This is a genomic window from Riemerella columbina DSM 16469 (genome assembly GCF_000374405.1).
Lineage (GTDB): Bacteria > Bacteroidota > Bacteroidia > Flavobacteriales > Weeksellaceae > Riemerella > Riemerella columbina.
In genome coordinates, this window is record NZ_KB894283.1 from 74,035 (window position 1) to 85,589 (window position 11,555).

At 35.9% G+C, this 11,555-nt stretch carries 12 protein-coding genes; 9 read left to right on the top strand and 3 right to left on the bottom strand.

Going from position 1 to position 11,555, the window contains the following annotated elements:
- Nucleotides 1-15: 15 nt before the first annotated feature.
- From C237_RS0112485 to C237_RS0112500, 4 genes are all read left to right on the top strand, one after another.
- Nucleotides 16-1,044: an NAD-dependent epimerase/dehydratase family protein gene (locus C237_RS0112485; RefSeq protein WP_018676791.1), complete on the top strand. Its 1,029-nt coding sequence runs from the start codon at nt 16-18 to the stop codon at nt 1,042-1,044.
- 126 nt (nt 1,045-1,170) lie between these two features.
- A complete protein-coding gene (gene ppk2 / locus C237_RS0112490; protein WP_018676792.1) occupies nt 1,171-2,025 on the top strand; it encodes a polyphosphate kinase 2 in 855 nt (284 codons plus the stop codon).
- Nucleotides 2,026-2,037: 12 nt separating this feature from the next.
- Nucleotides 2,038-2,829, top strand: coding sequence for a polyphosphate kinase 2 (gene ppk2 / locus C237_RS0112495; protein WP_018676793.1), 792 nt, complete (start codon nt 2,038-2,040; stop codon nt 2,827-2,829).
- A gap of 165 nt (nt 2,830-2,994) precedes the next feature.
- Nucleotides 2,995-4,662: a DEAD/DEAH box helicase gene (locus C237_RS0112500; RefSeq protein WP_018676794.1), complete on the top strand. Its 1,668-nt coding sequence runs from the start codon at nt 2,995-2,997 to the stop codon at nt 4,660-4,662.
- Between the two features lie 72 nt (nt 4,663-4,734).
- Here the strand turns inward: C237_RS0112500 and C237_RS0112505 are convergent, their stop codons facing one another.
- Nucleotides 4,735-5,259 (bottom strand): DUF4136 domain-containing protein, encoded by a 525-nt coding sequence (locus tag C237_RS0112505; protein ID WP_018676795.1) that lies wholly within the window; start codon nt 5,257-5,259, stop codon nt 4,735-4,737.
- A 6-nt stretch (nt 5,260-5,265) separates the two neighbouring features.
- Entirely contained in the window at nt 5,266-5,439 is a 174-nt protein-coding gene (locus tag C237_RS14800; RefSeq protein ID WP_018676796.1) for a C1orf53 family protein, read from the bottom strand.
- A gap of 47 nt (nt 5,440-5,486) precedes the next feature.
- On the opposite strand from C237_RS14800, the gene C237_RS0112515 reads away from it, so the two are divergent.
- The 5 genes from C237_RS0112515 to C237_RS0112535 all read left to right on the top strand — a co-directional run bounded on the left by C237_RS0112515 (nt 5,487) and on the right by C237_RS0112535 (nt 11,204).
- The gene (locus C237_RS0112515) at nt 5,487-5,810 is read left to right on the top strand and encodes a hypothetical protein (RefSeq protein ID WP_018676797.1); all 324 of its coding nucleotides are present in this window, start codon (nt 5,487-5,489) and stop codon (nt 5,808-5,810) included.
- Nucleotides 5,789-6,721: a 1-aminocyclopropane-1-carboxylate deaminase/D-cysteine desulfhydrase gene (locus tag C237_RS0112520; RefSeq protein WP_018676798.1), complete on the top strand. Its 933-nt coding sequence runs from the start codon at nt 5,789-5,791 to the stop codon at nt 6,719-6,721. The genes C237_RS0112515 and C237_RS0112520 overlap by 22 nt, the downstream gene beginning before the upstream one ends.
- Nucleotides 6,722-6,742: 21 nt before the next feature.
- Nucleotides 6,743-7,813: a glucosaminidase domain-containing protein gene (locus C237_RS0112525; protein WP_018676799.1), complete on the top strand. Its 1,071-nt coding sequence runs from the start codon at nt 6,743-6,745 to the stop codon at nt 7,811-7,813.
- Nucleotides 7,814-7,840: 27 nt separating this feature from the next.
- Nucleotides 7,841-9,121, top strand: coding sequence for a glutamate-1-semialdehyde 2,1-aminomutase (gene hemL / locus C237_RS0112530; protein WP_018676800.1), 1,281 nt, complete (start codon nt 7,841-7,843; stop codon nt 9,119-9,121).
- 154 nt (nt 9,122-9,275) lie between these two features.
- Nucleotides 9,276-11,204: an LTA synthase family protein gene (locus tag C237_RS0112535; protein ID WP_156809768.1), complete on the top strand. Its 1,929-nt coding sequence runs from the start codon at nt 9,276-9,278 to the stop codon at nt 11,202-11,204.
- 130 nt (nt 11,205-11,334) lie between these two features.
- On the opposite strand, the gene C237_RS0112540 is transcribed toward C237_RS0112535, so the two are convergent.
- The coding region (locus C237_RS0112540; RefSeq protein WP_026315695.1) for a transposase at nt 11,335-11,555 on the bottom strand (221 nt) is incomplete at its 5' end.

The following is an 11,555-nucleotide window of genomic DNA, read 5'->3' on the forward strand; positions in this document are numbered from 1 at the left end:
CGAAAACAAACATTGATGAATCAAAACTCTAATTATCATACCGTATTAGTTACTGGGGGAACTGGCATTTTAGGAAGTATGTTGCTTTTGAAACTTCTTGAAAAAGGCTATCATGTAAAGGCAACTTATCGAAAAAATAGCGTGAAAGAATCGGTAATGGATATTTTTAAATATTATACTGATAACAGCGAAATCCTTTATAAAAAAATAGACTGGGTAGCGGTGGATTTTGAGGACTTGGATTCATTAAGACAGGCGTTTTCTGGTGTAGACGCCATTTACCATTGTGCGGGAACAGTCAGCTTTAACCCTAATGATAAAAAAGCCCTCTATAATACCAATATTACGGGAACTAAAAACTGTCTGTATATTGCAGATGAATTAAAGGTTAAAAAGTTTCTTTTTGTCAGTTCTATTGCGGTGTTGGATAGCATTAATGAACACGGAATGATAGATGAGGAATCTCACTTTAACCCTAAAATTTCACATTCGGATTATGCGATTTCTAAGCATTTAGCAGAAATGGAAGTTTGGCGTGCTTCTGCGGAAGGTATGCAAGTCATCATCATTAACCCTGGAGTGATTATTGGTTCAGGGAATTGGAAACAAAGTAGTGGGGCATTGTTTAGTCGATTAAAAACATTACCTTATAGTTTTATTGGTTGCACGGGCTATGTAGATGTAAGAGATGTTGCCAATATTGCCATTCAACTAATGGATGGTCCTCACGCTGATGAACGATTTATCGTAGTTGCAGAAAACCAATCCTATATCGACCTTGCCAATCAAGTAAGGCAAAAATTAAATCTTAAACCTGCAGAACAACTGCCTAAATTTTGGTTAAATATTGGAGGGGCTTTAAATACTGCTTTGGGGTGGCTAATCCCTCCATTAAAATGGCTCAGCAAACCTAATAGAATGGCGATTACAGAATGTGTTCCAATATCTAATAACAAAGTGAAGACAGCGTTAGGCTATACTTTTATCCCCTTAGAAGACAGCATTGATTTTCATCTTAAACATTACATAGCCGACCAAAATTAGAGTGGGGTTTTCAATCATTTATTTTCGGTATAAATTTCTTTAATATGCAAAATATCATTAGTGTAGTTTGCGTTTATTTGCTATAATATACTTACCTTTATACAAGATTTAAAAATATAAAATAATATGATAAAACAAGCCGAATTAGAGCAGATGAAAACTAAGGCGGAACTGATGCAATACCTTCGAAAGCATCAAAATGAAGACCCTAAAATTTCATCATTAATTGAAAAAATAGAATACGAAGACGAACTAAAGTTATTGCAAGCCGAATTGGTGAATCTTCAAAATTGGATTACGAAAAATAATAAAAAAGTAGCCATTATTTTTGAAGGGCGAGATGCCTCTGGTAAAGGAGGAACCATCAAGCGTTTTGCAGAGCATTTAAATCCGCGTGCTATGCGAATTGTAGCACTTAATAAACCCACAGAAGTAGAGCAAAAACAATGGTATTTCCGTCGATATATTAAGGAGTTGCCCAACGCTGGGGAAATGGTGTTTTTTGATAGAAGTTGGTACAACCGTGCCGTAGTAGAGCCTGTAATGGGATTTTGTACGAATGAACAATACGAATCTTATATGGTACAAGTGCCAGAGTTTGAACATATGCTCTACGAAGCGGGTACTCATATTATAAAATTCTGGTTTTCAGTAAGTAAAGAAGAGCAACAAGCCCGTTTTGATAGTCGATTGGAAAATCCACTTAAAAAATGGAAATATAGTCCAGTGGATGAAAAAGGTCAAGAACTTTGGGACGAATTTACCCGATACAAAGACCAAATGTTTTCGAGAACGCATAATGCTTTTTCGCCATGGGTTGTGGTAAAATCGGATAATAAAAAGCGTGCAAGACTAGAGGCAATTCGCTATGTGTTGAATCAGTTCAACTATGATGTTAAAGGCGATAGCGGTGTGTCTTTAACGCCAGACCCAAGCATTATACAAAGGTATTTCCGAATGATAAAACAAATTGACCAATAAAAATAGCATAATATGAATCTTAATAATAAAGAATTTTCAAAACTGGACTCTAAAAAAGGACTCTATGCCTTGTTGCAGAATGAAGAACTGAACCCAGCAAAGGCGTTAAGAACTTTAAAATACGAAAAACGCTTAGCCAAACTTCAGGAAGAACTTATCAAAATGCAAAATTGGGTGGTTCAGAACCAACAGCGGGTTATCATCATTTTTGAAGGTCGAGATGCTGCGGGTAAAGGAGGTGCAATTAGAAGAATTACCGAGCACCTTAACCCTAGAGAACACCGCGTAGTAGCGCTTCCTAAACCTAACGAAGTAGAGGCGGGGCAGTGGTATTTCCAAAGATATATCAACCAATTGCCAAAAGCGGGTGAGATTGTATTTTTCGATAGAAGTTGGTACAACCGTGCGGTGGTAGAACCTGTGAATGGCTTTTGTACTAAAGAAGAATATAAAATATTTATGAGTCAAGTGAATGAGTTTGAAAAAATGCTAGTGAATTCAGGCACATATATTCTAAAGTTGTATTTTTCTATTTCTAAGCAAGAACAAAAGAAAAGGTTTGAAGATATCATCAACAATCCACTTAAAAAATGGAAATATAGCCCAGTAGATGCTAAGGCATTGGAATTGTGGGACGACTATACAACCTACAAGGAGAAGATGTTTAAAGTATCAGATACGGATGTCGCTCCATGGAAAATCCTTGATGCCAATAGAAAATCCGAAGCTAGGATAAAAGCATTAGAATACATTTTGGAAAGTATTCCTTATGAACCTAAAAACGAAAAGTTAGTAAATAAATAATAAAAGGCACCATTTAACTGGTGCTTTTCTATTTTCAAAAATTTTGAATATCATATGATTGATTTAACCTTGGTCCATTTGTTAATAGTTAATTTTGTCCTTATTAAAACTTTACACCATGCTTAATAAATTTTCAGTATCTTTGCAGAAATTTTATAATACTTAATGAATTTATTTAGCGAGTCCAATTTAAATTCTGATATTCAGAAAGCGATTGGCGAAATGGGCTACGAAAGCCCTACGGAGATTCAAAAACAGGCGATTCCTTTTATTTTAGCAGATCAGCGAGATCTTATTGCATTAGCACAAACAGGAACGGGGAAAACCGCAGCGTTTTCATTGCCTATTTTGGATATGATTGACGACAAAAGTCGTAAAATACAACTTCTGGTGCTATGTCCTACCAGAGAACTTTGTTTACAAATTGCAAGGGACATTGATAACTATTCCAAATACCAAAAAGGGGTAAAATCGGTAGCCGTTTATGGAGGTAGCAGTATTATTGACCAAATCCGAAGTCTTAGAGACAAACCTCAAATTATTGTAGGAACACCGGGAAGGGTGATTGACTTAATCAATAGAAAAGCACTGGATTTCTCAGAAATTCAATGGTTGGTTTTAGATGAAGCCGATGAAATGCTTTCTATGGGCTTTAAGAATGATTTGGAAACGATACTTTCCGAAACACCTGATACCAAGCAAACTTTCCTTTTCTCTGCAACCATGAGTAAGGAAGTAGAGCGTATTTCTAAAAATTATTTAACGAATCCTCATCGTATTTCGGTAGGTTCTATTAATGAAGTAAAGAAAAACATTACCCACGAATATTATGTGGTAAGTTATAGACAGAAGAAGGAAGCATTAAAACGATTAATTGACGCTAATCCTAATCAATACTCTATTATCTTTTGTCGTACCAGAATGGAAACCAAGGATGTAGCAGATTATCTAATGCAACATGGTTTCGCAGCAGATGCGCTTCATGGGGACTTATCTCAAGCACAGCGAGATACGGTGATGAAGAAGTTTAGACTTAAAAATATTGATATTTTAGTCGCTACCGATGTGGCGGCAAGAGGACTTGATGTAGATTCTCTGACCCATGTGATTCATTATTCACTTCCAGATGACCCAGAAGTATTCGTACACAGAAGTGGTAGAACGGGGCGTGCAGGGAAAGATGGGATTTCTATGGCACTCATCAAACCAGATGAAACTAGAAAACTAAAGCAAATCCGAAATCAAACCAAAATTGACCTTAAGGAAAAGCAAATTCCAAAAGGGGAAGATATTATCAAAGCTCAAGTAGCAGGTGTGTTTGAACATTTATTTACTGAGCATGAAAATTATTTTGATTTTGATGCTAGTTTAATTCCAGATTTATCGGCATTTACTAAAGAAGAATTAGCTCAGCAATTACTTCAGTTTCAGTTAAGAGATTTGGCGTTGTACTATAAAGATAGAAACGACCTTTCTGACCAAAAACTATCTAGAGAAGGCGATATTAAAGAAAGCCGTAGAGACCGAAGAGGAAGAGACCGAGATAGAGGAGACCGTTCGAAAGGTGGTTCTAGAAGAGGGAGGAAAAATGAAAATATGGTGCGCTTTTTCTTTAATCTAGGAAAAAAAGACCAGTTGAAGAAAATGGACATGCTGGATATCATCAACAAAGCCACTAAAAAGTCTAAGAAAAGACCAGATATTGGCGATATTGAGATTTTAGAGAAATTCTCCTTCTTTGAAGTAGAAAAACCATTTAAAAATGAGATTCTAAGCAACCTATCATCTATGAAATTTAGAGGTAAGGATATGCGTACAGAAGTGGCTAACTAGTTTGGTTTTTCAGCAATATAAAAAACTCCGTTTCAATACTATTGAAACGGAGTTTTTTAATTAAGATAATATCTATTTTTTGGGTGGAAAACGATTGAACAATTCCGATACAATTTGAGGAATTTCTTTTTGTTTAGCTTGTGGATTGTCCACATTAATCCCGCTTCCAATACCTTGCCAAACGAGTTTGTTGGTTTGGTTATCAATAATATCCACAACCAGTGTTCCAGAATTGTAGTTAGAAGTCCAGGTGTGTCCCACACCGAAGCCCCAGCCCCAAGGACCGCCCCAACCCCACATGGCATTAGGGTGTGTACTTCTAATATCTTGAATTTTTTTGTGAGTCGCTTGGATATTGACGATCACATCTGCATTCGCACTCGTCTTAAAGCCTTTTTGAGCCAGCTGTTTAGACACCTCAGAGATGATGCGGTCTTTGTCCAAATCATTAACTTTTAAATGCTCTGTGTTGAGCGTATAAGTTTTATAAGTGCCAAATGGCGCCGATTGAGCGTAATCGGTCTTAATTTGAAATGGGCTACAAGCGGTAGCACTTAGTGCTAAAATTGCTATAACCCCCAATAACATCTTTTTCATAATTAATTATTTTAGTGGTTTTGATTTAATAAAAGTATCCGTCTTTTTATCATACCCGTATGGGCAATGCTTACATCCGCTTTTACAACAATAGCCTCGTTTTAGATGAAACTTTTCGGTAAAAACTTTGTAGCCCAGTTCATTATAATAAAAGTCTTCATGTTCTTTTAATGCTTTCATTATTTTCAGTAAATGTTTATCTTTGTTAAGATTTTACAAACTATCCAATGATAATAGTGTGCCAAAATTTGCTTAAAAATACAAAAATAAATGGAATTACCATATTTCCGTTTATTTTGATTCGTAAGGCTATAGATAGAGGGAATGCTACACTCATTAATCATGAAAAAATACATTTAAAGCAACAGTTGGAACTTGGCATCATTCCATTTTATATATGGTATATTGGCGAATTTTATTGGCTTTGGTTTAGATATCGCAATTCTTATGTGGCATATAGAAAAATTCGGTTTGAAAGAGAAGCTTATGCTAATGAACATAATTTGAATTACCTTAAAAAAAGAAAATTTTGGGCATTTTTGAAGTATTAGATTTTAGGAATTTACCAGAGCGACCTATCGTTCCGATACCCATAGCACATTCATCGGTAGAGTTATATATAAAAAGAGAGGATAGGGTACACCCCGAAATTTCTGGGAATAAATTTTGGAAATTGTTTTATAATATCCATGATTATATCAAAGAAACCCCTTTATCACCTAGACTTATTACTTTTGGAGGTGCGTATTCCAACCATATTGCAGCAACGGCTGCCGTGGGTAAATTAATGAAAATCCCGACTTTAGGGATTATTCGGGGTGAAGAATTAGCGGGGAAGTGGCAAGATAATCCCACATTAAAAAAAGCATCGGAAGAGGGAATGGGTTTTGAATTTGTTACGAGAACTCAATACCGAGATAAAGAAAGTCTGTCACAACATTTTAAAAGTCAATATCCTGATGCTTTACTCATTCCAGAAGGAGGTTCTAATCCGAAAGCGGTAGAAGGCATTAAATTGATGCTCAATGATGAAACCAAAACTTTTGATTATCTTTGCACTGCGGTAGGTACTGGGGGAACGGTTGCTGGTTTAGCAAAGTTTTCCGAAAGCCACCAGACGGTTTTAGGCTTTAAAGTCGTTAATGATAATAGCGCAGAAGATACAGTTAAAAATTTGAACGATGGGAAATCAGTCCAATGGATTGAAGCGTATGGTAGAGGCTATGGTAAGATTACCAATGAACTGGTGGCGTTTATTAATGACTTTTATGAGCGATATCATATTCCGCTAGAGCCTATTTATACTGGAAAAATGATGATGCAATTGATTCAAATGATAGAACAAAATTATTTCCCAGAGGGCAGTCGTATTTTGGCATTCCACACGGGTGGTTTGCAAGGTATTAAAGGAATTAATGAGCAACTTAAAGCACAAAATAAATATTTAATCAAATCAGAATAATATCACAATCAATAAAACACAATGAAAAAATTATTTGCAGTATGTGCCTTATTAGCACTTACAAAAGTTTCAGCACAGCAATGGGCGAATGACGAACAATATATCCAGCGTTTTGCCCCTTATGCCGTAGAGGAAATGGAAAAATACAATATTCCAGCGAGTATTACGCTAGCCCAAGGGCTTCTAGAAACAGGGGGAGGACAATCACGATTGGCTCAAGAGGGAAACAATCATTTTGGTATTAAATGTAAAGAAAATTGGACGGGTAGAACCATGCGCCATACCGACGATGCTCCAAATGAATGTTTCCGTGTATACGACGACCCTAGAGAATCTTATGAAGACCACTCTAAGTTTTTAGCATTTAGAAAATATTATGTCAACCTTTTTAAATTAGACCCTAAAGATTATCGGGCATGGGCACATGGATTAAAAAAAGCGGGTTATGCTACCAATCCACGCTATGCTTATATTTTAATTGATAGAATTGAAAAGTACAAACTTTACGAATTTGACCATACCAATTCTAAAGAAGTGCTTTATACGATATTAAAACTTTATCCAGAACTCAATAATGATGCTGGGTTTATGGCAAAACTGAATCCTAATTCAGTAATGTCTGAAGTAAAAAAAGAAAAAACACCAGTGACAGTTATTGCTCCATACAAACAAGAGTCTTATGCTCAGCAGCAAAAAACAGCAGAGCAATTAAGAAATGAAAAGCGAGCCTTACTCAATACCATTACCGTAAAAACACATCCTAATGGTGGGTTGAAATATATTGTGGTGCCAACGGATACCGATGTGGCGTATATTGCTAAGAAATTTAACCTTAGAGAAGGGCGTTTAATCAAATGGAACGAACTAGAGGGGACAAAACTTACGGCAAATGATATAATTTTCTTAGAGTCTAAAAATTCTTCAGGAAATGTAGAAACCTATGTTGCACAGCCTAATGACACCATGTATCGTATTGCTCAAAAATTTGGGATAAAGCTTAAAAAATTATATCAAAGAAATAGAATGGAAGTGGGGGAGGAACCCTCAGTTGGGCAGAAAATTTATTTGCAAGGTAGAAAACCGCGTCATTAATTCGTTATAAAAAATTCAATCAAAATCATGTTATACCAAAGAAGTAGTGCCTTGTTTCAAGAGGCAAAACAGTATATCCCAGGTGGGGTTAATTCGCCCGTTAGAGCATTTAAATCTGTGGGGGGAACGCCTGTATTTATGAAATCTGCAAAAGGGGCTTATCTTACCGATGCGGATGATAGAACTTATATTGATTATATTAACTCTTGGGGGCCTGCCATTTTAGGACATACCTACCCAAAAGTTTTAGAGGCAGTAAAGGAACAAGCAGAACAAGGATTTTCATTTGGAACACCTACGGAATTAGAAACCGAGATTGCTAAATATATAACTGAACAAGTACCTAATATCGACCAAATCCGTATGGTATCTTCTGGTACAGAGGCGTGTATGAGTGCTATTCGTTTGGCGAGAGGCTATACGGGGAGGGATAAAATCATCAAGTTTGAAGGCTGCTACCATGGGCATTCGGATTCTTTTTTAATTAAAGCGGGAAGTGGTGCTGCTACTTTTGGAAATCCCAATTCCCCAGGGGTTACGCAAGGTACAGCAAAAGATACTCTATTGGCAAGATACAATGATATTGAGCAGATAGAAGATTTATTTAGACATAATGAGGGCGAAATTGCCGCGATTATCATAGAACCCGTAGCAGGAAATATGGGGTGCGTATTGCCAGAAAATGATTTCCTTAAAAAGTTAAGAACGCTATGTGATGCGCATGGTACATTGTTGATTTTTGATGAGGTGATGACGGGATTCCGTTTAGCTTTTGGTGGTGCTCAGGAAGTGTTTGGTGTAAAAGCAGATATCGTAACTTATGGAAAAGTCATTGGTGGTGGAATGCCAGTTGGGGCTTTTGCCGCAAGAGAAGAAATTATGAATCATTTGGCGCCAAGAGGAGCGGTATACCAAGCCGGAACGCTAAGTGGTAATCCCATAGCGATGAGGGCAGGATTGACGACTTTACAATGCATTAAAGAATATGCCGATTTCTATAAAAAAATTAATAAGACAACGGAAACTCTAGATTTTGAAATTGGTAAAATTCTTAACGAAAAAGGCATTGAACACCGCATCAATAGAAAAGGCTCTATGATGTCTATCTTTTTCCATATCAATAGAGTTTCAAATTTTGATGAAGCACAGAATGCTAATCATGCGTTATTCAATCACTTCTTCCATCATCTATTGGAGCGTGGGGTGTACTTACCACCAAGTGGCTACGAAACTTGGTTTATTTCTGCGGCAATAGGCGATAAAGAAATAGATAAAACTTTAGAAGCCGTAAGAAGTTTGGAGTATTAAAAGTGAATATATAGAGTTAAAGCCGTTTCAATTATTATTGAGTCGGCTTTATCTATTAAAATAATAAATATTTAAGTGATTGGTTTTAGACTTTACTTTCTAAACCTAAAAAATAAGGTGATAAAAAGCCGCTATAAAATCAAAATTCTACCCTATGAAAAAGTGGGCATTATTCATTAAGGAATTCTCTAATTTACTATTCTTCTGGTGCTTTGGAATCTTCTTTTTCTTTCTCTACCGATTGGGATTCATTCTATTTTTTCATAAGAAGATAGTCGTATTAGAAGCCCAAGATTTATTACGAGTATTCTTTATGGGATTTCGATTTGATGCCACTGTGATGGGATATTTTACAATTTTACCTTTGGTTCTATCCTTTATTTTCATCCCATTAGGCAAGGCTTCGATTGTGGCAACTGTCCGTAAATTTTGTAGTTGGATTTTTATCGTTCTATCCCCTTTGATATGTTTGATTACTATCAACTATTTTATTGAATACGACAATCAGTTCAACCACTTTTTGTTTTTAGGATTATATGATGACCAAAAGGCGGTTATGCAGACTATTTTGCAAGATTTTCATCCGTTTCTAAATCTTTTCTTATGGATTTCTATCTGTATTGTTTCTTGGTTTATTCTCAGATTTTTTGAGCCTAGACAGCGAATTTCTAAAGCACTTCTTGCCTTTACCCAAACCAAAGTGAGACAAGTAGTTTTTATTTTGATATTGCTGACTTTATTCGTAGGAGGAATTCGAGGTTCTTTCGCTGAGTTTCCCGCCAAACGCTTTATTGCAGGAGTTTCCAAAGACCGTTTTCTCAACAAAACCATCATCAATCCATATCGAAGTTTGGAATACGCTTACGATGATTATAAAATGGTCAATCAAAGCAAGGAAAATCCCTACCGAAGTGATGAGGAATTGGCAAAATTATACCCTTTGTCAACTATTGATGAATATTTGAAAAAGGAAAAAACCACAGAGCCGCTTATCCGTCCTAAACAGATTTTCTTAGTCATAATGGAAAGCTATGATTCTTGGCCTTTGATGGAAAAATATCGTCCCTTAAAACTTTCTACTCAATTATCGAAAATTGCCGATAACGGACTTCGGTATTCTCATTTTCTACCAGCGAGTTATAATACATTCAATTCTTTTGGTGCGATTACAACGGGAATCCCCTTTGTAGGAAATAATATTAGCCATGTCCGTGAAAAGGTAGCTCCTTTTGCTACCTCTATATTCAAGCAATTTAATGATTTGGGTTATGCTACCAACACTTTCTATGGTGGTTATCTTTCGTGGGAAAATATTGGTGAATTTTCATTATTTCAAGGTTGCGAAAATGTGTATTCGGCAATGGATAAAAATCAAGATACCTCTCTGAATGTTTGGGGAGTAGAAGATGAAGATTTGTTTAAAATTGTAATGAATAAAGTGTCTTCTGATAGACCTTCTTTCAATGTTATTTTGACAACGAGTTACCATCCACCGTATGTTATTGATATTTACAAAAAAGGATTTCCTTATAAGACAAAAGAAGATATGCCCAAAGAAATGCAACAATACTACGAACAAGGGATGAGTATTGAGGAAATGGGTCATCTATGGTATAGTGATAAGTGTATCGGCGACTTTGTTAGAGAAGCACAAAAGAAATATCCTGATGCTATTTTTTGCTTTACGGGCGACCATTACGGACGAAGATTTCTAACACATCAACCCTCATTATACGAAGAAAGTTCCGTTAATTTTATTGTTTATGGGAAAGGAATTACCCCAAAACACGACCTAACACCAGGCACCCATATTGATATCTTACCAACACTTATCGATTTGGTCGCCCCCAAAGGGTTTGAATATTATAGTTTTGGTAAATCATTGTTGGATTCGGATAAAAAAGAAGCCATCGCTTTAGATAAGATGATAGCTCAAGACTCTCTTATGGTTTTTTCCAATCAGCAAAACTTATTAATGAATTTAAACACGATGCAACCACAAAACGCTGAGCCCTCTCGTAAATACAAAAAGAAGTATACCGATTTTATGGGACTCGGTTGGTGGTATTTAACTCATAAGTAAATGGGAATTTTGGATAGTTCTGTTATTTAATAATAAACTAAGTTAATTGCTTGTATATCATATAGTAGTTTTAAGGGGCTTTTGACACTATCCCTTAAAGTGTGTAAGTTAAAAAGAGATGCTTAGGTTTTTAGAGTCTTAGTCTTTGGTCAAATATAAGCATAAATTGGTTTAAAACCAACCCCCAATTTCTAATAGGCATCGACCATTTCTTAGTGGCTTCTCTTATAGAGAGATATACTGACTTCATAACCGCCTCATCGGTAGGAAAAGACATCTTGTTTTTGGTGTATTTACGGATTTTTCCATTAAGATTTTCGATTAAATTAGTGGTATAAATAATTTTACGGA

What these genes read in the sequence shown, in the direction of transcription:
- ppk2 (WP_018676792.1), top strand. Translation starts at nt 1,171, where the DNA reads ATGATAAAACAAGCCGAATTAGAGCAGATGAAAACTAAGGCGGAACTG.
- C237_RS0112485 (WP_018676791.1), top strand. Translation starts at nt 16, where the DNA reads ATGAATCAAAACTCTAATTATCATACCGTATTAGTTACTGGGGGAACT.
- C237_RS0112515 (WP_018676797.1), top strand. Translation starts at nt 5,487, where the DNA reads ATGATAATAGTGTGCCAAAATTTGCTTAAAAATACAAAAATAAATGGA.
- ppk2 (WP_018676793.1), top strand. Translation starts at nt 2,038, where the DNA reads ATGAATCTTAATAATAAAGAATTTTCAAAACTGGACTCTAAAAAAGGA.
- C237_RS0112500 (WP_018676794.1), top strand. Translation starts at nt 2,995, where the DNA reads ATGAATTTATTTAGCGAGTCCAATTTAAATTCTGATATTCAGAAAGCG.
- C237_RS14800 (WP_018676796.1), bottom strand. Translation starts at nt 5,439, where the DNA reads ATGAAAGCATTAAAAGAACATGAAGACTTTTATTATAATGAACTGGGC.
- hemL (WP_018676800.1), top strand. Translation starts at nt 7,841, where the DNA reads ATGTTATACCAAAGAAGTAGTGCCTTGTTTCAAGAGGCAAAACAGTAT.
- C237_RS0112525 (WP_018676799.1), top strand. Translation starts at nt 6,743, where the DNA reads ATGAAAAAATTATTTGCAGTATGTGCCTTATTAGCACTTACAAAAGTT.
- C237_RS0112505 (WP_018676795.1), bottom strand. Translation starts at nt 5,259, where the DNA reads ATGAAAAAGATGTTATTGGGGGTTATAGCAATTTTAGCACTAAGTGCT.
- C237_RS0112535 (WP_156809768.1), top strand. Translation starts at nt 9,276, where the DNA reads ATGAAAAAGTGGGCATTATTCATTAAGGAATTCTCTAATTTACTATTC.